The organism is Bacteroides faecium, assembly GCF_012113595.1.
GTDB lineage: Bacteria > Bacteroidota > Bacteroidia > Bacteroidales > Bacteroidaceae > Bacteroides > Bacteroides faecium.
In genome coordinates, this window is sequence record NZ_CP050831.1 from 5155533 (window position 1) to 5177769 (window position 22237).

At 45.6% G+C, this 22237-nt stretch carries 17 protein-coding genes; 5 read left to right on the forward strand and 12 right to left on the reverse strand.

The annotated features are described in order from the left end of the window. Positions 1–171: 171 nt before the first annotated feature. The 10 genes from BacF7301_RS19210 to atpD all read right to left on the reverse strand — a co-directional run bounded on the left by BacF7301_RS19210 (position 172) and on the right by atpD (position 9678). Positions 172–2109: an LruC domain-containing protein gene (locus BacF7301_RS19210; RefSeq protein WP_167965361.1), complete on the reverse strand. Its 1938-nt coding sequence runs from the start codon at positions 2107–2109 to the stop codon at positions 172–174. Between the two features lie 153 nt (positions 2110–2262). Beyond that, positions 2263–3159 carry a F0F1 ATP synthase subunit gamma gene (locus tag BacF7301_RS19215; protein WP_167965363.1) on the reverse strand — a complete coding sequence of 299 codons (897 nt, stop codon included), beginning with the start codon at positions 3157–3159 and terminating at the stop codon, positions 2263–2265. Positions 3160–3282: 123 nt separating this feature from the next. Further along, a complete protein-coding gene (atpA, locus tag BacF7301_RS19220) occupies positions 3283–4866 on the reverse strand; it encodes a F0F1 ATP synthase subunit alpha (RefSeq protein WP_167965365.1) in 1584 nt (527 codons plus the stop codon). Beyond that, a complete protein-coding gene (locus tag BacF7301_RS19225; protein WP_167965367.1) occupies positions 4866–5426 on the reverse strand; it encodes a F0F1 ATP synthase subunit delta in 561 nt (186 codons plus the stop codon). The genes atpA and BacF7301_RS19225 overlap by 1 nt, the downstream gene beginning before the upstream one ends. 5 nt (positions 5427–5431) lie before the next feature. Beyond that, entirely contained in the window at positions 5432–5935 is a 504-nt protein-coding gene (gene atpF, locus BacF7301_RS19230) for a F0F1 ATP synthase subunit B (protein WP_167965369.1), read from the reverse strand. Positions 5936–5939: 4 nt separating this feature from the next. Beyond that, positions 5940–6197 carry an ATP synthase F0 subunit C gene (gene atpE, locus BacF7301_RS19235; protein ID WP_024988623.1) on the reverse strand — a complete coding sequence of 86 codons (258 nt, stop codon included), beginning with the start codon at positions 6195–6197 and terminating at the stop codon, positions 5940–5942. A 44-nt stretch (positions 6198–6241) separates the two neighbouring features. Continuing rightward, entirely contained in the window at positions 6242–7381 is a 1140-nt protein-coding gene (gene atpB / locus BacF7301_RS19240) for a F0F1 ATP synthase subunit A (RefSeq protein ID WP_167965371.1), read from the reverse strand. Beyond that, a complete protein-coding gene (locus BacF7301_RS19245; protein ID WP_167965373.1) occupies positions 7365–7799 on the reverse strand; it encodes a hypothetical protein in 435 nt (144 codons plus the stop codon). Before BacF7301_RS19245 ends, atpB begins: the two co-directional genes overlap by 17 nt. Positions 7800–7902: 103 nt before the next feature. Beyond that, positions 7903–8148, reverse strand: coding sequence for an ATP synthase F1 subunit epsilon (gene atpC / locus BacF7301_RS19250; RefSeq protein WP_022137275.1), 246 nt, complete (start codon positions 8146–8148; stop codon positions 7903–7905). A gap of 12 nt (positions 8149–8160) precedes the next feature. Then, positions 8161–9678: a F0F1 ATP synthase subunit beta gene (atpD, locus tag BacF7301_RS19255; protein ID WP_167965375.1), complete on the reverse strand. Its 1518-nt coding sequence runs from the start codon at positions 9676–9678 to the stop codon at positions 8161–8163. Positions 9679–10241: 563 nt separating this feature from the next. On the opposite strand from atpD, the gene BacF7301_RS19260 reads away from it, so the two are divergent. The 5 genes from BacF7301_RS19260 to BacF7301_RS19280 all read left to right on the forward strand — a co-directional run bounded on the left by BacF7301_RS19260 (position 10242) and on the right by BacF7301_RS19280 (position 18557). Next, entirely contained in the window at positions 10242–10778 is a 537-nt protein-coding gene (locus BacF7301_RS19260) for a DUF3575 domain-containing protein (RefSeq protein WP_167965377.1), read from the forward strand. Between the two features lie 16 nt (positions 10779–10794). Beyond that, positions 10795–11727 carry a hypothetical protein gene (locus BacF7301_RS19265; protein ID WP_167965379.1) on the forward strand — a complete coding sequence of 311 codons (933 nt, stop codon included), beginning with the start codon at positions 10795–10797 and terminating at the stop codon, positions 11725–11727. A gap of 44 nt (positions 11728–11771) precedes the next feature. Then, complete coding sequence (locus BacF7301_RS19270) at positions 11772–12980, forward strand: hypothetical protein (protein WP_167965381.1); 1209 nt, start codon at positions 11772–11774, stop codon at positions 12978–12980. 102 nt (positions 12981–13082) lie between these two features. Further along, complete coding sequence (locus BacF7301_RS19275; RefSeq protein WP_167965383.1) at positions 13083–17351, forward strand: hypothetical protein; 4269 nt, start codon at positions 13083–13085, stop codon at positions 17349–17351. Positions 17352–17381: 30 nt separating this feature from the next. Next, complete coding sequence (locus BacF7301_RS19280; protein ID WP_167965384.1) at positions 17382–18557, forward strand: FimB/Mfa2 family fimbrial subunit; 1176 nt, start codon at positions 17382–17384, stop codon at positions 18555–18557. Between the two features lie 327 nt (positions 18558–18884). Here the strand turns inward: BacF7301_RS19280 and BacF7301_RS19285 are convergent, their stop codons facing one another. Both BacF7301_RS19285 and BacF7301_RS19290 read right to left on the reverse strand, forming a co-directional pair. After that, a complete protein-coding gene (locus BacF7301_RS19285; RefSeq protein ID WP_167965386.1) occupies positions 18885–20162 on the reverse strand; it encodes an OmpA family protein in 1278 nt (425 codons plus the stop codon). A gap of 35 nt (positions 20163–20197) precedes the next feature. Continuing rightward, positions 20198–22222 (reverse strand): coiled-coil domain-containing protein, encoded by a 2025-nt coding sequence (locus tag BacF7301_RS19290; protein ID WP_167965388.1) that lies wholly within the window; start codon positions 22220–22222, stop codon positions 20198–20200. Positions 22223–22237 lie beyond the last annotated feature (15 nt).

Here is a 22237-nt window from a genome sequence, read left to right on the forward strand (position 1 = left end):
GGCAAAGGTACAGAAAACTATACAGAGATTGAAATAAAAGCAGTAAACTTTTCCAATAAAAGTCGGCAGGTGACAATCTGATATAAAAAGTCCCGGCTGTTTCTCTCCTGAAAACAACCGGGACGATAGATTTAATTAGAACAGCAAATATTGTGTTATGTGTCGCAAAAGTTACTTCTTATAACTCTTGTACCAATCCGTATATTCCTTTCCTTTTGAATCTGCCCAAGCCTTAAAATAAGGATACTCGGTATCAATACTGGATTTTTCTGTAACTGGAATAAAATTCACTATTGGAATATCAATAGCAAACGGATAGGCTCCTGCCTTATCAACATAATAAGCATCTTTGCCGGAACCTATCAAGGACAAATCCGCAAAAGATGTCGCCTCATGCTTGGGAAGATGAACTTCCGTACGACTTCTCTGTCCTTCGGCATACTTCACGATAATATAAGGATTATATGACTTAAAATCTTTCTTATTGAAAGAACCACTTGCAAATTCACGGGTTACAGTGTATGCCTTCCTGGCAGCTTGTTTCACATTCGAACAGACAATAATAGAAGACGTTTCCGTTTCTGTACGTATTCCTTCCGTAGTAGCAGAAGAAGTTATTTTGCCGAATTGTCCCTTATCTATCTGATAAGCAAAAGCATTCGCAAACACCGCACCATCATGTACAGGAGTAAATGTATCTACAATTTTAGTTACCTGATTCTTTTTATCAAAAGACACGGCACAATTATATTCTACGATTACGTCATTCATATCATAATCTCCACCGTCAGGCCATATATCTTCAAAAGCCAGCGTACCGGTCTTCGTTTCAATTACATCCGGTTTTTCCGGTTCATTCCCATCATCCGGAGTTATAACAGGCCTGTCAACGGGATTCTCAATATCTTTTGATGCATTTACATAGAATAAGAGGTCACAATAGCTATTATTTGCCCCATCCTCTACTCCAATGATAATCTTGCCGCTCTTCTCGTCCTTTACAGATACAAAATTATTCGGTCGCTGCTGCCCAGATACCTGATTAGAAGCCAAAAGATTGGCGAAGCCTGATACAACTTGTTTATTTGTATCAATTTCGTTCTTATTCTGATTATATCCATCAGCATAGATGAACCATCCTACCGTATATCCTGCCGGAAATTCCTTTTTTGCATTACCCTGCTCATCAAAATAAAGCAAACGGACTTTACTACCACATTTCAAAATTGGCAATTGACCTCCATATACAGAGAAAGAAACATTCGGGAATACAATATATTTCTTCATATTTGACATATTAGCTCCCTCGGATGTTTTATAATAATAATATCCAAACGAATTATTATACTCTGCATCCCGATTAAGGAAGACAACGTCCAATGCAGTACCATCTTGCGCCACAGTAATATTCGTAACCTCAGATTGTGTGACTAAATGCATATTATCAACATTAGGAATTCCATCAGGATTAAAGAAATTCTTTAAACGTTGTGTCAAACTTCCAACCGTTTCATCGCCAACTTGCGTTTCAAGCGACATATATTCACTGTTAAGGCTTCCTCCTTCTCCCCATTTACATAAGGAATACAGATTCGCATTTCTGTTCAGAACATAGGGAACCGTTCCCTGAAAATCATAATACCGCGTATTATTTTTTGTTTTCACAGTAGAAGCCCCTAAATCTGCCATATTAAAATTAACCATACCATCCTTAACTTCCAACGACATACATCTCGGCAGCCCCCAGCTTTCAGTATACAGATATACTGATTTTACAGAGGTAGGAATATTCATCTTTCCATTAAACTTTCCGCTTTCATCCGTGTAAATCTTGAATAAAGCTTCCACTCCTTGTTTTTTTACAGGTGTATTACCCACAATTTCCATCGGATCAATATCATAGACTTCAATAAGAGCCGCAAATCCGGGTAATGCATAATTCACATTAAGCGACACATCTCCACGTGTTTCGAATCCGAAATATTCTTCAGGACCTTTTACAGGTTCTTTACCATAATTAGGATCATATAAATCCTTCTCTCCACATCCCGTTGCCATACCTATGAATATTGCAACAACGATAAAATTAAATAAATACTTGATTTTCATAATTCCGATACTATATTTTAGAGTTTGTTTTGTCTATACATCATATGCCCGAGACATTTTATGACGCAAATATATATACAAATATCCCATTTTTAAGACAAAGCTTAAAAATGGGATACCGAATCAAAAAATTGTATTATTGATTATTAGAATCTACTTCATGGAACCACCCACAATATCCAGTAACTCATTCGTAATCGCCTGCTGACGGCTCTTGTTATATTGCTTTGTCAAATCCTGAATCAGCTCATTTGCATTATCCGTAGCTACCTGCATCGCCAATGTACGCGCAGCATGTTCAGAAGTATTCGAATCAACGGCTGCGGTAAACAATTTCTGGCTCAATACCGTTGGAATCAGGCTGGCAATCAGCTCTTCGGCATTCGGTTCGATGATATAGTCATTGGCTATTTCATGTTCTTCCACCTCCTCTTTATCCTTTAGTTCCTCTTCATCTATGACATGCGTCAGGTCGATGGGAAGGTACGTTTCACGAAGAAGAATCTGTAAGCCCATTGATTTGAAGTGGTGATAGATGATTTCTACGCGATCCACTTCACCGGACACATACATTTCCATCAGGCGATGCGCTAAGTCAGAAGCTTCCTGATAAGTCGGTTTGTCAGAAAGCGTGGGAGCAGTTTCTTGCGGTTGGAATCCCATACGCTTTACGGCTTCATCCACTTTCTTACCTACCGGGAAAATCAAGATATTATCCTGTCCCAAAGTGCGGTATTCGCCAATCGTTTGTAGTAGCATTTTGATGACATTGGCGTTGAAAGCACCACAAAGAGAAGTGTTCGAAGAGAAGGCGACAATTGCTACACGCTTCACTTCGCGTTCCTTCACGTAAGGAGACTCAACAGGAAGGTCCGCGCTTAGGAAGTTGGTTAGAATCTTGTTCAACTTCCTCTGATAAGGAAGCATATTCTCAATGGCTCCTTGTGCCTTGTGTAATTTGGCAGAAGCCACCATCTTCATTGCTGAAGTGATTTTTCGGGTACTTTTTACCGAATTTATTCTGGTTTTTACTTCTTTCAGTGAAGCCATCTTTTTTAAATTAAAAATTATAAATTAAAAAACAGGAAGATGGAGAATAAAGAGGATTATGTCAACTACCTCACTGATTGTGAGCATTTATTTTTTAATTCTCAATTCTCAATTTTCAATTTTCTACAAGTATTGTTTGGCGACCATAGCGGCAGTCTCTTCAATGGCGTTGGTTACACTATCATCGATAACACCCGTCTTTAAGACATCCAATACATCCTGCTGGTGATTCAGTTGCAGAGATTCGATGAAGCTGCGTTCAAAGTCCTGCACCTTATCCAATGGGACATTACGGAGAAGTCCGTGCGTACCACAATAGAGAATAGCAATCTGCTGCTCTACGGGCATCGGGCTGTATTGAGGTTGAATCAACAGTTGGGCATTCTTGCGTCCCTTGTCGATAGTCAGGGCGGTAATCGGGTCCATATCACTGCTGAACTTGGAGAAAGCTTCCAGTTCGCGATATTGCGCCTGGTCCATCTTCAATGTTCCGGCAACCTTCTTCATCGCCTTGATTTGCGCGTTACCACCTACACGGGATACAGAGATACCGACGTTGATGGCGGGACGTACACCTTGGTTAAACAAGTCAGTTTCGAGGAATATCTGTCCATCAGTGATAGAAATCACATTCGTAGGGATATAGGCCGAGACGTCACCTGCCTGCGTTTCAATGATAGGCAATGCGGTGAGAGAACCACCACCTTTGACAATGTCTTTCAAGCTGTCCGGCAAGTCGTTCATTTCGCGTGCCACTTCTTCCTGGCTGATAATCTTTGCCGCACGTTCCAACAGACGGGAGTGCAGGTAGAAAATATCACCCGGGTATGCTTCACGTCCCGACGGACGACGAAGAATCAAAGAAACTTCACGATAAGCTACCGCTTGCTTGGAAAGGTCATCATAGACAACCAGCGCATGACGACCGGTATCACGGAAATACTCACCAATGGCAGCACCCGCAAACGGTGCATAATACTGCAATGCAGCCGGGTCACCGGCGGTGGCGGCAACTACAATCGTGTAATCCAACGCACCGTACTCACGAAGCGTATTCACGATAGAAGCAACGGTAGAACCTTTCTGACCGATAGCCACATAGATACAATATACAGGGTCACCTGCCAGGAAGTTATTACGCTGGTTGATAATCGTGTCAATCGCGATAGAGGTCTTTCCTGTCTGACGGTCACCAATAATCAACTCACGCTGTCCGCGGCCGATAGGAATCATGGCATCAACAGCCTTCAATCCGGTCTGCAACGGCTGGTTTACCGGCTGACGAAAGATAACTCCCGGAGCTTTCCGCTCCAATGGCATATCATACAGGTCACCGCCAATCAGTCCTTTACCGTCGAGCGGTTCGCCCAGCGGGTCGATGACACGTCCCAACATCCCCTCTCCCACACGGATAGAGGCGATACGCCTGGTACGCTTCACGATGAATCCCTCTTTAATTCTGTCCGTCGGCCCCAGTAGCACAGCCCCCACGTTGTCCTCTTCGAGGTTCATCACGATTGCTTTGATACCATTGTCGAACTCAAGCAGTTCATTCGCTTCGGCATTCCGCAGTCCATAGATACGGACAACGCCGTCGCTCACCTGGAGCACCGTACCGATTTCGTCAAGTTGCACATTGGCGTTGATTCCTTCGAGCTGCTTGCGCAATATATCCGATACTTCGCTTACTCTTATATTTTCAGACATTATACAATTCTCCTATTCTTATCAATAAATTGTTGTTTCACTCGCTTCAACTGCGTGGCAACGCTTGCATCCAGGCGGTAGTCGTTGATATCGAAGACAAATCCACCTTCGATAGACGGGTCTACCACTGTCTCCAGTTCCATTTGGGCGTGCAGGATATGCGCAGCTGCGGAACGAATCCGGTTTTCCGTCTCCTTATCGACAGGCACGGCCGTAATCAGCCTGCCGGTGCCGATGTGTTTCAGTTTCCGGTAAAGGTCCATATACATCAGGCTGATAAATTGCAGATAGCCCTCACGCCTGTTTCTCAATACCAAAGTGATGAAACGGACAAACTCCCTCGTTGACTTACCGTCACCATCGGCAGCGGTACAGACCAGCGCCAATTTTTCCTTCGTCGTGACGACAGGGTTTTCAAGCGTTTCACGCAACCCGGGCTGGGCACGGAAGCAATAGGCCAGAGTCATAAACTCCTGGTATATCCTGTCCTCCAAACCTTTTTCCTGCGCGTATTCAATCATCGCTTTTGCGTAACGCATTGAGAGTATTCCGACTTCCATCTTCCTTAGTTCTTATTCGGGGTTAATACTTCATCCAGCATCCGGTCAATCATGCCCATCTGTGCATCTTTGTCCGCAAGATTCTTGCGGAGCACCTTCTCAGCGATGTCAACCGAAAGAACAGCTACCTGGCGACGGATATCGCGGATAGCTTCGTCCTTTTCAATCTGAATCTGTTGTTTCACCGCATCCAGTTCCTTTTGTGCGGCTATCTCGGCTTGTTTGCGGGCCTCGTGAACAATCTTGTCACGTTCTTCCATTGCTTCCCTCAAGATGCGTCCCTGTTCTTTGTTGGCGGCAGCCACCAACGCGTCGCCTTCTTCTTTCAGCTTAGACAACTGGGCGTTGGCTTCCCTCGCCACCTCCAAAGACTGGTCGATATAGGTCTTACGGCCTTCCACCATCTTGATGATGACGGGGAAGCCGTATTTTGCCAATATCACGAACACAATCCCGAATGAGAGGAACATCCAGAACAACAGGCCACTATCAGGTAATAGTAATGACATAGGCTTAAAGGAAGAATACCAACAGACAAACTACTACCGCCAACAATGCCACACCTTCAATCAAGGCGGCCGCGATAATCATATTCATACGGATATCACCTGATGCTTCCGGTTGGCGTGCAATAGCTTCCATAGCCGAACCACCAATTTTACCAATACCCAAACCAGCTCCGATTACTGCAAGACCTGCACCGATAGCTGCACCTAATTTACTTACTCCTACTGCTGCTGCAGTGGCTTGTAACAATACTGATAGGATCATAATTTTCAGTTTTAAAATGGTTTATATTTTCTCTCGTTTATTATTTATTTCTCTTCTGCTTTAACCTTGGCTCCTTCCTGTGCCAGTCCGATAAACACTGCCGACAACATGGTAAATACGTAAGCCTGGATGAAAGCAACCAACAGTTCAAGCGCATTCATAAAGATGTTGAACAATACGGAAGCCACTGTCAGCGTGCCGTTCAATGCAGGCCCCATGCTTGCCGAGATGAATATCAGACAAGTGAGCACCAGCATCGCCATGTGTCCCGCCAGCATATTGGCGAAAAGACGAATCATCAAGGCAAACGGTTTCGTAAAGATTCCGAAGAACTCGATGAACGGCATCATCGGCACCGGCACTTTCAGCCACCAAGGCACATCCGGCCAAAAGATATCTTTCCAATAATGCTTCGTTCCGAAGATATTCACTGCCAGGAACGTACATATTGCAAGTACCATGGTAATAGCGATATTTCCCGTCACGTTCGCACCTCCGGGGAAGAGCGGAATCAATCCCATCATATTATTGATAAAGATAAAGAAGAACGCTGTCAGCAGATACGGGGCAAACTTCCGGTAATTCGGGCCGACGCAACTCTTGATAATGTCGTCGTTCACCATCATGATGAACATCTCCATAAATCCGATAAATCCACCCGGCGCTTTGGCTCCTTGCGGACGTTTCCTGTACCAGTGTGCCACGCTCAATACGATAACCAGCAGCAATACGCTGTTGAACAGCAGAGCGAATGTCACTTTCGTAATAGAAATATCCCAGGGGCGAACCTGCTCGCCTGCCGCGTTGTATTCCACCAATTTGCCTTCGTACTTACTTCCTGCGGGAGCGATGGAGAGTCCTTCATACGTACCACCATTCTCTTCGAGGCGGGAAGAAAGGAACACATGCCAACCTGTACTACCACTATAAACGATGATAGGTAATGGTATAATAATCTGCGTCTTACCCCACGTTGTAATGTGCCATTCGTATGAGTCGCCGATATGCCCGAACACGATTTCTTTCACATCCACCGTGTTCTCCTTTTCTTCTTTCAGAGTAATCCCGTCCTGCGTTTGAGAAGTCGCGTCCCCCACCTGTTCCTGTGCAAGAACCGGCAAGCCGACCGCCATCATTAGGCAGAACAAAACCAACGGAGCTACTATGTTATGCAACTGTTTCATTTTTCTTCTTATTTTTCTTCTTCAGTTTCCGGTTCACTTCAAAAGAGAAGAAGAACCAGGTTTCGAATATCAGATATATCAAATAGAACGAGATAAACGTAAGCAGAAACGCTTTGGCTTCTTCGCGTACGGCAAGGCAATAAATCAAGACCAGGATAATAGAAAGAATCATCTTTACCATCTTTATCGCCAAGTACAACAGTAACATTCTCTGCGGAGCGTGTAGCCGGCACGCATCGAACATATAGATACTAAACAAACCGAATAAATAGAAATAAACCGGAATGAACGGATACCCTCCGAAATAATGCCCGGGCAGAGCAAAGTGTAAAATGACTGCCCCAATTGCCGCGCTTAAGATTGCAAATAAAGTATGCAAACCGATAAAGTTCCGTTTCGTTTTACTAATGTTCACCATGTCACTGTGTCTTTCTTCTGTACTTATTTAATCTCGTCTTTTTCAATTCTGTGTGATGTCTTTCTCCATGCGGAGAGGTTTCTGTGAAAAGTTCCCGTTTCCGTCAGGAAATACAAGCAGAAACCGTCCCGTCACTCATTTCGACAAAACCACCCTGAATATCCATTGTATGCTCCTCTCCTTCCAGTGTCGTGTAACTCAGCGTACCCGCTTTCAATGACGAGACGATGGGCGCATGCCCCGGAAGAATGGAGAACGACCCGATTGTGCCCGGCAATGTGACAATCTTCACATCTCCGTCGAATATGCTCTTCTCGGGCGATACTATACTCAAATGCAGTTCTTTCATCACTCTATGTTTTTATTTCTTTGCCTGTTCCAGCAGTTTCTTACCTTTCTCTATCGCTTCCTCGATGGTTCCGACATTCAGGAAAGCTTGTTCGGGAAGATAATCCACTTCACCATCCAAAATCATCTTGAATCCCTTAATCGTATCTTCGATAGTCACCATCACGCCCGGCACGCCTGTAAACTGTTCGGCTACAGCAAACGGTTGTGAAAGGAAACGCTGCACACGGCGGGCGCGGTTCACTACCATCTTGTCCTCTTCCGAAAGTTCCTCCATGCCGAGGATAGAGATAATATCCTGCAATTCCTTGTTGCGTTGCAGAATCTGTTTCACCCGCTGCGCTATGTCATAATGTTCCTGACCTACAATGTGCGGGTCGAGGATACGGGAAGTAGAAGCCAACGGGTCTACAGCCGGATAGATACCCAGCTCCGTAATCTTACGGTCGAGCACGGTAGTTGCGTCCAAGTGGCTGAAAGTCGTTGCGGGAGCCGGGTCTGTCAAGTCGTCGGCAGGCACATACACAGCCTGCACAGAGGTGATAGAACCTTTGTGGGTAGACGTGATACGTTCCTGCATCGCACCCATTTCCGTAGCCAGTGTCGGTTGGTAACCAACGGCGGAAGGCATACGTCCCAAAAGGGCAGATACTTCCGAACCGGCTTGCGTGAAACGGAAAATATTATCAATGAAGAACAGGATATCGCGTTTCTCGCCCTCGCTTCCGGCATCACGGAAAGATTCCGCTACCGTCAGTCCGGACAATGCTACGGAAGCACGTGCTCCCGGCGGTTCGTTCATCTGACCGAATATCAGTGATACCTGCGATTTCTCCAGTTCGTTATAATCTACTTTTGAGAGGTCCCAGTGACCTTTCTCCATTCCTTCCTTGAATGCTTCACCGTAGCGGATAACGCCCGATTCAATCATTTCGCGCAGCAAGTCGTTACCTTCACGGGTACGCTCACCTACTCCGGCGAATACAGAAAATCCGTTATGCTTCTTGGCGATATTGTTGATAAGTTCCTGAATCAATACAGTCTTCCCTACACCGGCACCACCGAACAAACCGATTTTACCACCTTTGGCATACGGTTCGAGCAGGTCGATAACCTTGATACCTGTGAAGAGCACTTCCTGCACAGTTGTCAAATCTTCAAATTTAGGGGGATCGCGGTGGATGGAATACGCACCTTTGCGGTCGAGGTCTTTCATACCGTCGATAGAATCACCGACCACATTCATCAACCGGCCTTTAATCTGTTCGCCGATTGGCATTGTAATCGGGCCTCCGGTGGGATACACCTTCATGCCTCGCTGAAGTCCGTCGGTACTGTCCATTGCTACGGTACGCACCGTATTCTCACCGATATGTTGCTGAACTTCCACAACCAGTATTTTGCCGTTTGGCCTTTTTATCTCCAGTGCATCATGGATACTTGGCAGTATCAGTTCTGCATCCGTACCTTCAAAGTACACATCGACCACAGGGCCGATAACCTGCGAGATATGTCCGATAATCTGTGACATAAGCAATCTTTATTTATATTATTCTTTCTCTATTCCTATTGAAAATAATAGTATGACAAGGAACGTTTCGCGTTTTACCTGTTTCACTATTATAATAAACAGCTAAGTTCAGCTTTTGTTCATCTATTTTCTATTTCTAATAAACTATCATCAAAAGAAATAGTTAAATAAACAACGGTGCAAATGTAGAAACAAATACGTGAGATTGTTCATCCTTTTTCATTATTTGTTGTTCGATAACACTTGTTAGACCAATAACAACTACAAAAGTACCAAAATAGGAATATTTCAATTACAATTACACAGCAAAATGCATTCTTCGCTGATAAATTAATAATAAACTTGATTTCACCGTAAAGTTTTCCATATACATATTTAAAATCAACGGATTATCGGAGAGATAAAATAGTGGCAAAGACAACTAGTTTTGTGTCCGAACACAATAATATTCGAATACAATATGTTTATCCTTATCCATAGTTTCCTTAACGAAGATTAAAACTCAAAATTTTCGAAACAAACGGAAATCAGCTTCTGTTGTCTTCCGAAAACAAAGCAAGCCTATGAAACGAATGTTGTCACTGCTACTATCCGCCATCGGATTCTGGCAAATTCTAACGGCTCAGAATGTAGCTATCAAAACGAATACGCTCTACTGGCTGACCACAACTCCAACTCTTGGAGCTGAATTTTCCCTGAGTAGCAAGACAACCTTCGAAGTTGTAGGTGCTTACAATCCCTGGACGTTCAAGGATGACAAGAAAATGCATTTCTGGCTGGTACAGCCGGAATTCAAGTATTGGACCTGCGAAAAGTTCAACGGACACTTCATCGGAGTGCACCTTCACGGTGCACAGTACTATGGCGGATTCAGTTCCAAAAGATATGACGGTTACCTTGCAGGCGGCGGTTTCACCTATGGATATGACTGGATTCTGTCTCCCCACTGGAACCTGGAAGCAGCCATCGGTATCGGATATGCCCATCTGTGGTATAAAGAGAGCCCGCGAGTGCCCTGCGAGAAATGTTACGAGCGGAAACACAAGAACTATTTTGGTCCTACCAAGATAGCCATATCCCTGACCTATTTTATCTTCTAACCTCATCCGTACCGACATGAAAGCCGATATTCCCCTATACGGATTACGTATCCGTAAGTTTGCCAAAAGAAGCATCCAGTGCCTTCTCATTGCCACTTTTCCGCTGTTGTCTTCCTGCATCAGAGACGACCTGAAACCTTGCCCGCCCCTGCAAGTGGAACTCTCCGTGAAGGATAAGAACTATTTCAATATCAACAATGTGCCGTTGGAGACACGCAAGAGCGAATCCCTCGCCTTCCGTGCCTACGTCCCCACCCTCTACTATACGCTCCGCGATGCGGCAACCGGCGACATCGTAGAAGAACAGGGAGTCTTCAACGTGACTGACAATGCCCCCACACATGCTGTAACTTTCTGCGAGTGCCTGCCGTTCGGCAAATACGTGCTGACCGTATGGGGCGGATTGACGGACAACTCACAGTTGACGGACAATTCACTTGCCAGCATCCTGCACGCCAGTCAGGTAGAGGCAAAAGATATTTACCTGGCACATGACACACTGGTATATGACGACCAGCATGTCCACTACTCCTTTGACCTTCAACGCACCACGGGAAAGCTGTTGGTTCAAATCGTCGACCTGCCCGCCACCGTACTCTATGAAGACAACAGCATCGGACAGATATACGAACGAGTGAACCACAAGTTCGAATACAGCAATCCAATCACCGTGCGCAAGCAAGACGCCTGGAATACAGCTCCGGATGTTGTGCTGTACACTATTTTGGCTCCTTCGATAGGAGAATTACAATCTCCCGTCCATATCAACCTATACGATAAAGCAGAGCGGACAGCTCCCATCCTTACCCCAAAAGATGTGAACGTCACCCTGAAACGCAATGAACTGACTACCCTGAAATACGTCTACGATGACGAGAAAAGGGACTTCAACATCTTCCTGTTGATAGATGATGCCTGGGAAATCATCTACAACTTGGATATAGACTAATCTTGTTTTTTTCACATATTGTTTAATTCTAAAACTTAACTCAAATGAAAAAGTATTTATTTTTGTCCGCTGTCGGCGCGATGATGCTGGCAGCTTGTAGCAATGATGACACAGTGCCTGTCGAAGGTGCCGACGCAACTCAACCCGGTTCTGAACTTACCCTGACGCTCAATAGTGGCGGCGACGGGCTGGGTACTCGTGCCAATCGTCCAGTGAACAGTTCCGAAGCAGCCAACAATGTAACCGCTATCAAACTGTACATTTACAATGCATCAGGAACAGACGTTACCGCTGCCGCATTGACAGCAGGTACACTGAACCCTATCACTTGGACAGCAGGTCCGTCAAGTCCCGCCGCTCCCGGTGACAACCCCAGTCCGGCTCATAAAGCGAGCCAAACCATCAAACTGAATAAACTGGCATCTGACGGGGTATATACTGTAGTGGCTTATGGTTATAATCTGGTGACCGACTATACCATCAGTGGTGGCGGTACTGCCAACGATGCGTTCACAGCTACCCTTCCGGGAGCTACCAACGAGTCCGAACTCTTTGCCGGAAAGAGCACTTTTACCGTAGTGAATGGTAACATACAATCAGGAACCACCAGCGAAGTCGAACTACGTCGCCATGTAGCCGGTTTGCTGGGGTACTTCAAGAATGTACCTATATTGTACACCAACCCTTCTACCAACCTTCCCGACATTGTAGCATTCGTTCGCGTATATGCATCTTCTCATGCGTCAGCATTCACTTTCCCGAGTGCATTGCCGGTGAATGGAACAGGAAACAATACTAAGACCAAAGTGCTGGAATTCAACCTTGCTACGTTGATATCTGATTTCGTATCTCAAACTACGGCTATCGGACTAGATTTGACCAAAACATTTAATATTCCTGCCAAAACCGGCCTGACTGCTACCGTGCCCAACAGTATCCTTAGTGGTAAGTTCCTCATTCCGTTTTCCAAAGTGGCAAGTACAACGACCTTTACCATACAACTGGAAAACGCAACCGGAACAGTCCTGAAATCTTGGGATGTAATCAATAATGGTCTTTCAGGAGATAAAGTATTCGACGTTCAGCGCAACTACTTCTACTCTATCGGTCAGAAATACGTAGCCGGTTCTACTGACGGCGGTACAAGTGACCCCGGAGATGCCGACCAACCTATCGACCTGTCCAAAGAAACCGTTATCACCATCACCATCAACGATGCTTGGGATACGATTTATAACCTTGGTATAGAATAATCTTTTTTTAGTAAGCGGGTGTGCCGGAACAGATTTTAGCCACAGAATCCCTGCACATCCTCTTCACTTTTTACCCCTGTTACTAAAAAAACTCTTCCTGCAATGAAAACAAAACATATCTTTCTAAGCTGCGCCTTCTTCCTCTGCCTTTTCGCGTGTCAGGACGAAGAAATCATACCCGCTCCCGCAGATATACCTCCGTCGAGAGCCATAGCAGCCACTTCCGGCTCAACATCCGTCCTCACATCCGCCGATGGTGGAAAGACATGGACAGCCAGCCGAAGGGTTCCTCTAGTGGGTGAAGGACGTATCGTAGACGATATGTCGAACGCTTTGATAGAAGTACTCAACGCCAATCAGGGTATCGCCAACATGCTTGATACCGACCTCACCAACTCCGCCTCATTCAGTGGCGTGGCAACCGCCAATCTGATAGGCAACCAGATAGCGTCCGTGCGTGACGTCAACCGCACCTATGCCGGCGGGCAAGCTGCCGGATTTGTCTATTTACTGGATAACTCCTCTCTGCTCACACTTGATGTGCTGAAAGGTTTCTACCTGAAAACTTACCTCAAAGGCGTGGAACAAGAAATGAAAGGCAGCGACTCACAAGTAGTGGAAACTTTACAACTCAACCTTATCGGCGCAGCCAACAATGGCGGTCAGCAAGCTCTTTCCATCACCACCTCGCTCACCAAACCCTTTGATGAAATAAAAATAGGTATGTATGGCATTTCTGCCACCGTACTGAATGCTTTGAAACTATATTACGCCTTTGTAGGCGACAACCCCATACAGCCTGCCGTAACCGGAAACGCTTATTATACAAACGGTGTGGCAGTGCATGCCAATTCCGGTCTTGATTTCAGTTGGACTACCGTCCCCAGCAGTGGGGAATTGATAGACGCCAACCTGACCAACGGCCCCACTTTCAGCCTGATAGGTTCATTGTTGCAACCTCGTGCCACAATCAATTTCAAACAAGTAATCCCCATAGGAGCCGAAGTAGGCTTCAACCTCTCCAACCTCGGACTAGCCAATATCAGCCTGTTGGGTACAACCATACTGACTACCTACGACGCCAACGACGTGCAACAGGAACAAGTCTCGGTCAGCAACCTGCTCGGTATCTCCGCCATCGTGGGCGGTGGCACACAAGTCAGCATGATTCTGAAGAAACCCTGTACGCAGCTCAAAATACAGTTCTCAGGAGTGAACGTCAATCTCGGGACTACGACTATCAATTACGCCTTTGTGCGTGACGCGTCGGTAGTAGACCCATCGAGTTTTTTCTCATTGAGCAATGCCACCATCACTGGTAATTCTTACCAGCTACTTACCCCCGCCACCGGAAGCGTGACTTACGTCATCAACAGCTCCCCGTCAGGAGCTACTCCCGCTATTAGCAACAATAAAATAACGGGGATGACCGTCAATGGCGCCTATCAGGTGACAGGAACCTACACCGCAGCCAACGGTACGGTTTACACACAGACCGCCACCATCACCCGCAACGCCGTGTCCAACGGCTCCGCATCCTGCAACACGCTGATAACCGCCACCAGCAACGGAGCTACCGTCTACGCCCCTTCCGGCGGCGGATGCCTGTTATGCGTAGGTGAAGGCACCAATTTCACAGGGAAAAGCAACCTTATAGACAGCAATCCCGACAACTATATTACCTATTATAATGTAGCGAGCATTGCCGCCAATACTTCTATCGTGGGTATCCGGACAGCAGCCGCTACCCCTATCAATGCTTCGAAAGCACAAATTCGTACGGGATTTGTCATCCAGACTTCCGCGAAACTGCTCAGTGTCAATGCGCTCAAATTCCTTATCATCCGCCTGTATCGAAACGGCGTGAAAGTATTTGAGAGTACCGCAGACGATAATAATACCATCTCCGCCGGACTGATAGGCGACAGTGGGAATAAAGTACGCGTCGGTGTCACTACCAATCAGGAGTTCGATGCCATCGAACTTTGGACAGGCGGCATACTCAATCTCAACCTAAATGCTTTCCGCATCTACTACGCCTATTGGGAAAACGTGAGCGACAACTGTTACAGCAGCAGTGTAGCCAATGCCTGCCTTCAGCTTATGACGCCTTCCACTTACGGAGCGAGCATCAACTATATCGCTACCGGCAGTCCGGGCGTAGCCAATGTAGGAACTTCCATCAACAATCTGGGCAACTTGATAGATGCCGACGAGAACAGCTATTCTACCATTACCGCCACCAACGTATTGGGAGCGGTCACTGTGGCTGTGAAGTTCAACCGGATACAGCAGAAACAGCCCGTGGGCTTTATTGTGGTAGACCCTGCCGGAATAGCCGGAGCCGACTTGATAAACTGGACTACACTCTCCGTCTATAACGCCGGCGTACTGGTGGGACAGACCGGAACAGGCGGTGTGTTGGGACTGGATGTCATCGGGACGGGTGGCAAGCAATATATGGAGACGACTCCTTCTTCCGCTCCTTTTGACGAAGTGCGGATTACCTTTGCCGGAGTTGTCGACGCGCTGAAGACCATCCAACTGGCGGGAGTCTATACCCGTCAGGATAGTAATGGCGACGGTATCCCCGACTGTGCCGAAGTCACTCCGGGGGGAGATGAGACGATTGATTTCCTCGGTGTCACCTCACATCTCTGCCAAGGCAGTCCCATCGCGCTACAAGTGCAGGGCGGAACGAACGGCAACAGTTATCTGCTGCGTTTCTACAACGTCGCCAAGAATAATGAAGTGACGGATAAAACAGTTATCCTCACCAATCAAACCTTTACCATTGCCAATATGCCCGCAGGCGATTATTATATCTCCATCTATGATGCCGGCGGCACGAAGTTATATTACAACGGTATCCACTCTACTGTCCACCCGCTGCGCACCACCTGGAAAACCAACGCAGGTACTTCCAACTGGAACACATGGGCCAACTGGAGTGACGGAAGCCCGTGGCAATGTACGGACGTCATCATCCCGTCCGGTGCCGCCCTCTACCCTGTACTCGTACAAGGAGACGCCAACTATTGCAACAATCTCCACTTCGCCCCGAACTCGGAAATAGTAAATACTCACTATCTCACCTATTCGCAGGCATGGGCAGAAATGGCGCTGCAATCCGGACGTTACTATATGTTGTCCGCCCCATTGAAAGCCACTTTCACGGGCGATATGTTTATCCCCGCTTCCATAAGCGGAACTCAGAACAACGACTTCTTCGTGATTCTGAACGAAACGACTTCCCCCGAAAATCGTTTCAGCCCCCGTATCTACCAACGTCTATGGAGCCATGACGCCCCTGGACAGAAGATTAGCGGCGGAACACTTACCCCTGTCACCGTCACCCCGGACAAGACCAACTGGACACCGCCTTTCAACGCGTTGAACCAAGCCTATACCGCAGGCATGGGCTTCTCCCTGCTCGCCGACAAAGAATCTGTATCGGGCAGCACGCTCACATTCCGTTTCCCGAAAGTGCATACGCATTATACCTATTATAATATGTCGGGACAAGGAACTTCGTACAGTGAAAACCTGACGCGGACGCTTCTCGGACGCTTTATCTACGAGAACAGTAGCGGGGCAGTCTCATTCCCCTATACCGTGAACGCTACGAACAAAGCCACCGGGACGAGCTTCCTTATCGGAAATCCGTTTATGACGCATATACGTATCGACCGTTTCATGATGGACAATCCCAGTGTGACATCCGTTAAAGTGTATGACGGCAACAGCAACAATTCCGTCATCAAAGCAGACGGACAGTTACTGACGAACGGCAGCAACTTCCAGTACATAGCACCGATGCAGTCATTCTTTGTCACTGTCAGTGTGCCAGCCACCGGACTTTCCGTGAAGTTCACCGAAGCTGCCCTGACGCAAGCTCCCGGTTCTGGCGGATTGATGCGTAGTACCCGTGCCCTGTCTTTATCCGGCACTTCCTCCGCTTCACGCCCCACCCTGCTACTCTCGGCAACAGCCGGAAGCACCACCTCCGGTTGTCTGATGCGCCTGTCCTCTTCCGCCCGTGACGATTTTCGTGCAGGTGAAGACTCCGAACTCTTGATGGATAACGAAGTAGCTCCCGTCATTGCCGTATTCAGCGTTGCCGACGAGAAAGCGCTTGATATTCAGCAACTCAATAATAATGCCGTTCAGATTCCTCTGGGATTCAGTTTGCGCAATCCTGCACGGGTTACGTTGAAACTTTCCCACGGTAATGGAGATACTTGGAAGAACTGGTCGCTCGTGGATACGCAAACGGGAAAACGAACTTCATTATCTACCTCAGAAACGACACTGGATTTAGGAATACTATCCACGCACGTAGGAAGGTTTTATCTAATGAAGAATCAATAATCAAGAATCATATCAGAAAAATATAGCATTATGAAACGGAATCATATAGGAAGAAAGTTAGCGTTTTGGCTGTTGGCAGTGCTGATGGCCGCCTGCCAACAAGGAGAAGAGATAGAAGAACTGACAGAACCTGTACCTCAGGAAAAAGCGGGAGAAGTAATTCTTGATTTTACCGTAGCAGGCGAACTGTCGCTGAGTGCCGACCCGGCGAGTACCCGTACCGAGCTGCCCGGTTCAGGGAATACTCAACATGTGACGTCCGTTCAGCTCTATATTTTCAACGGTACGGGTGATGCTGCTGTGTGCATAGCGTCCGAAGATGTGGGTTGGTCTGCCTATTTCGGCAATGTTCCGCCTACGGTGACGGCTACTATGAAGTATCATGTGAAGTACGAAGGACTTGTAAAGGATAATCCTTACACTTTCCTCGCTGTCGGCATGGATGCGTCTTCCCGCACTACCTATGGATTTCCCGCTGCCATACAAGTGAATACTACTACGCTAGGCAATGCCATCGCCACCCTGTCCGGCACGGAAGCAACCACCTGGAACAATATACGCACTTCCGAACTTTTTGCCGGAGCCACCGTGCTGACGCCCACCTATGCCGGTGCGCAAGGCAATGTAGACCTTTGGCGACGGGTAGCGGGCGTGATGGGCTGGTTTACGAATGTCCCCACACTGGTTGGGGCTACTACGGTATCCGCCATACGCATCACACTCTATACGCAGCAGAACAAAAGCGTCCCATTATTGCAACGCAGCCAGACTCCTGTATTCAAGGATTACATAGCCAGTCCCCTCTCCGCTTCCACCGGTGGCCGCGTATTGGTACAGATTCCCGTACCCGCAGGCACTTTGCCTCTCGCCACGTTATCCAAAGGGTCTTATGTGCTGCCTGTTCCAGCTCCTGCCGTCGTGAATGCAAATGATTTTTCGCTGAAAGTGGAACTTGTGGATGCCGCCGGAAATACGTTACGCTCGGCACGTGTCACTCTCTCTGACAGTGATGACTCTAATTCTTCTACCGGAAACGGTACAGGTATTATCGACCCGCAAGGTGTTTATCGCTTCCCCATCATTGCCAATCATTTCTATGGAATAGGCACACCGCTTGTTCCTATTAATTTGGGAGCCATAGGAACAAGAACCGGGATACGGGCAAAGGTGATGACGGAATGGGAAAATTTATTGGTGTGGGAGTAATCCAACGAAAAGCCCGGAGCTTCACAGACCCGGGCTTTTGTATTCTCGAAACACCTCCTTATCCAAGGGAAATGAGGACTGGCGCTTTTTGCGCAACAAAGGAAGATATTTCAAAAAATTAGGGATTGAAAAGGAATACCCTATAAATATAAGTCGATATCCCTTTTCATGATTTTAAAAGCCCGGACTTTCACAAGCCCGAACTTTCTGAGATGAGTTTCAGGTCTTCCCATATTCCCAAGAAAGCCTGAAACAGGGTTTATTCGTTTTCACGTTGAAAAAAATATTATTAAATTATTCATGTTTGCCAATTATCCACCGACCCGGTCATTTTTTATTTAAGATTGCCTTAATTTCTGTACGTCGGGCTTTCTCCGAGAATTGCAGTTCCTTTTCTATTTTCATATCTTTTCCCATGCCATACGTATGAATTCGGGAACCGTCAATACCAACCTTTACTAAAAACTTCTTCAGAGCTTCCGCCCTCTTCTTCGTGATTTTGGCATTAATCGCTTCCCCACCCGTATGGTCGGCAAATCCCAGAATATCAATCTCGGATGCAGGACTACCCATCATGGCTTGGGCTATAGTAAACAGTTGGATGGCATATTTATCCGTATCCAAATTAGATTTGCCACGTTCGAAATAGATGGCAGGCAGATTGGGCAAGCCCTTACAAACGACCACTTCGGGAGATTTCTCGATGATTTTCTTTTCTATGTAAATAGTATCATGGATAATCTTAGTCACCGTACGTGTCGCGCGCTTCCATTCCGGCAAATATCCCGGAGCATACATTATATTATCTTTCTTCTTATTCGTACCATTACCAATTTTCCAGACAACACCTGCCTGAACGGTGACCATACTGCTATGTTTGCAATCGCATATGGTTTTCACTCCGTCGAGGGTATTGTTATTTACCCACATCATGCCGCCTTTTAGCTGTAAATCAATATTCCGGTTCACCCGATAGCGTACAGCCAAATCTCCACCCAAACCGATATTCAGTTTATTACTGATTTCAGAAGCGAATTGTTTATCGTCCGATTTCGACTTCACGGTAGGTGAGAATTTCTGCAAATAGATGCCCGGAGATAAAATTACTCCCCAACGACGGTTACCGTCACTTCTGCGGAGCAGGTTAAACAGGTTTGTCTCGAAATTCAAACCGACGTTCCACATCTTGATGGAACTGTAAAGTTCACGATAGTATTTAGCGCCCTCAGGAAGATTGACATTGTAATAAGTTTCCGCATCAGGCAGTAGGATAAAGTCATCCTCATAGTTTTTAGAACCTGCTTTGTTCACTCCGTAATCTACGGACATACGCACTCCGAAGAGAGGATTAATCTGATATCCGGCTTGTATGCCGGCCATTCCGCCCCAATAGTTATTCCCCAATGACATGGAGCGGAAATTGCCGGCAAAGAAAGGGATACCGCCATTCAGCCCGATACTCCAATGCGAATACTCATCATACATTGCTTTTTTAGCAGGATAATTCGCATAAGGGTCTGAAATATGTATATCTTGGGCTGAAACAGTCATATCCGGCAAATACACCCACCATATTATTACCGCTACATAACGTAATATTTTCATTTGTATCAATTTTATTGTTTACAATAAATTCGCAATCAGTCTTTGTTTTTAAGAACTACACAGATATAGCAATGCTTACCATATTTAACTGAGCCTTTCTTAGCTTGTAAGCCAACAAATATCTTAACGCCATCCAAAGACTTCACGTACGCGGACGCATCTTTTATTTGCGCTATAACCCCATTACGGGATACGGTAAAACAATTCGCCAAGCCAAGACTTGCTTGACTACTATATGCAGCAGAAGCTAAGCTAAATTCGACCTCAAAATCCTCTTCTTCATTAGCCCGCACTTGTTTTTCTCCTCGATTAGCTGTAATCTTAGAGTCAAAAATAGGATACGATTTACCCATGAAATTACCGTTATCCAAAAAGGTTCTTAGATAACAATTTGATTCTAAAATGGATGGGGATATACTTTCTGTTACATTTTTCAGTTCTTCTTTCATTTCTCCATTTTCATAGAACTTATAAAGTACATCCTCATCAATAGATCCCGGCGCAACATAATATACACCCATATACTCAGACAGTCTATCATTCTTTGAAGTACCACTACTTACGTCGTCCAAAGCAAGAGCTACTTGGAAATTCATAGGAGTTGAATAGATAGATGCATTCCCGATTTCCATTGTCGTTGATGCTGTTATTGTAAAAGTAGAACTTCCTTTATTAGAAGACACAGATTCTATGCTAAAAGCTGGAAGTTCAGACACTTCACGAGTCGGAGTTGGCTCAACCGACTTTACAGAGATTGAGAACGCACCCTTTGCAATCTTCGCCGCTATACTGAAAGGTCTAATATCAACCTCCATAGTCAAATTGTACGTCTTGTTACTCTCATTACTAGTCTCTAATTTTACATAATTCCCTGTATATTGAGGAATAATCACCATGCTTTGAATACGATCAAACAGATTCTTTATATCTTCTTGTATTGATTTTATTTCCTTCTCTATCGCTGAAATCCTTTGTTTGTGCTCCGTAACGATTTCATTCAACGCTTCAACTTGTTTCTTAACATCTACCACAAGATTACTTGTGGTTAATATGTCAGCCTTGTTTTTTTCGACAGCACTAGACAGCTTATTCAGTTCTTTCTTTACCTCTTCAATTTCTTTTGCAATTTCTTCCGGTTCTACTGTCTTAATCAGTTCTTCAAGAGCTGTTATTTTTTCAATATAGTCACTTTGTAAGGCAGAAAATTCATCAGTCAGTTTTTCAAACTTTTCATCCCACTTGGTATATTGTTCTTTTATTCCATTAATAGCATCCCACAAATTCTTAAACTCAGTAGCATGTTCCGCCATCACCTCAGTTATCCGGTTATTAATATCTATAATATCCCGTGCAGCATCACTTATCGCCTCTTCATGACGTTTCACATCAGTGGCAATATCGCCCACTTGCTTTGTAAGAGTTGTGATACTATTCCCCAACTCTTCCTGCAATTTGGTCAAATCGCCTACCGCTTTTTCCAGTTTCCCAATCTGTTCTTGAGAAGGTGCCTTTGCAATTTTGTCCCTCAAGTCATCAATTTCATCTTGAATGGTTTCCCGTATCTCTTCCAGCGCTTTCACCTGTCCTTCCAATGCATTCACACGCCCGTCCAAAGCATCAAGGCGAACATCAATACCTTGAATTTCAATAGAAATAGCCAACAATTTCTCATTAAACTGTTGTTCCAAAGATTCAATCGTTTCTTTAATACCGATTAATTCTTCGTTGTTATCCGCGATTTTCTTTTCCAGTCCGGCAATTTTTCCTTCCAGTTCCGTTTTTACATCATCCAGTTTCTTCAGAACCGCCTGAATATCTTTTTTATGCTCCTCCGTAGTCTCAGCATCTTCCAATGCTTTTTGCAATGCCGCAATCTGCTCGTCAATAAGAATTACTTTTGAATTTAGATTATCCAAACTGATTTCTCCACTCTTTATCTGATTACGGATGATTTCCAGTTGCCCGTCGTAGTCTTTCTGGCAACCACCCATCAACACGCTTGTTGTTCCTAATAAGAACAACACTATAACAAAAATAAAATTATGCTTCTTAATATCCATTATACAGCTCTCCTT

Bases quoted from the DNA above. Each gene is read 5' to 3' on its own strand.
- atpD (WP_167965375.1), bottom strand. From the start codon at position 9,678: ATGTCACAGATTATCGGACATATCTCGCAGGTTATCGGCCCTGTGGTC.
- atpE (WP_024988623.1), bottom strand. From the start codon at position 6,197: ATGATCCTATCAGTATTGTTACAAGCCACTGCAGCAGCAGTAGGAGTA.
- atpA (WP_167965365.1), bottom strand. From the start codon at position 4,866: ATGTCTGAAAATATAAGAGTAAGCGAAGTATCGGATATATTGCGCAAG.
- BacF7301_RS19245 (WP_167965373.1), bottom strand. From the start codon at position 7,799: ATGGTGAACATTAGTAAAACGAAACGGAACTTTATCGGTTTGCATACT.
- BacF7301_RS19265 (WP_167965379.1), top strand. From the start codon at position 10,795: ATGAAAGCCGATATTCCCCTATACGGATTACGTATCCGTAAGTTTGCC.
- BacF7301_RS19215 (WP_167965363.1), bottom strand. From the start codon at position 3,159: ATGGCTTCACTGAAAGAAGTAAAAACCAGAATAAATTCGGTAAAAAGT.
- BacF7301_RS19225 (WP_167965367.1), bottom strand. From the start codon at position 5,426: ATGGAAGTCGGAATACTCTCAATGCGTTACGCAAAAGCGATGATTGAA.
- BacF7301_RS19275 (WP_167965383.1), top strand. From the start codon at position 13,083: ATGAAAACAAAACATATCTTTCTAAGCTGCGCCTTCTTCCTCTGCCTT.
- atpB (WP_167965371.1), bottom strand. From the start codon at position 7,381: ATGAAACAGTTGCATAACATAGTAGCTCCGTTGGTTTTGTTCTGCCTA.
- BacF7301_RS19270 (WP_167965381.1), top strand. From the start codon at position 11,772: ATGAAAAAGTATTTATTTTTGTCCGCTGTCGGCGCGATGATGCTGGCA.
- atpC (WP_022137275.1), bottom strand. From the start codon at position 8,148: ATGAAAGAACTGCATTTGAGTATAGTATCGCCCGAGAAGAGCATATTC.
- BacF7301_RS19280 (WP_167965384.1), top strand. From the start codon at position 17,382: ATGAAACGGAATCATATAGGAAGAAAGTTAGCGTTTTGGCTGTTGGCA.
- BacF7301_RS19290 (WP_167965388.1), bottom strand. From the start codon at position 22,222: ATGGATATTAAGAAGCATAATTTTATTTTTGTTATAGTGTTGTTCTTA.
- atpF (WP_167965369.1), bottom strand. From the start codon at position 5,935: ATGTCATTACTATTACCTGATAGTGGCCTGTTGTTCTGGATGTTCCTC.
- BacF7301_RS19285 (WP_167965386.1), bottom strand. From the start codon at position 20,162: ATGAAAATATTACGTTATGTAGCGGTAATAATATGGTGGGTGTATTTG.
- BacF7301_RS19260 (WP_167965377.1), top strand. From the start codon at position 10,242: ATGAAACGAATGTTGTCACTGCTACTATCCGCCATCGGATTCTGGCAA.
- BacF7301_RS19210 (WP_167965361.1), bottom strand. From the start codon at position 2,109: ATGAAAATCAAGTATTTATTTAATTTTATCGTTGTTGCAATATTCATA.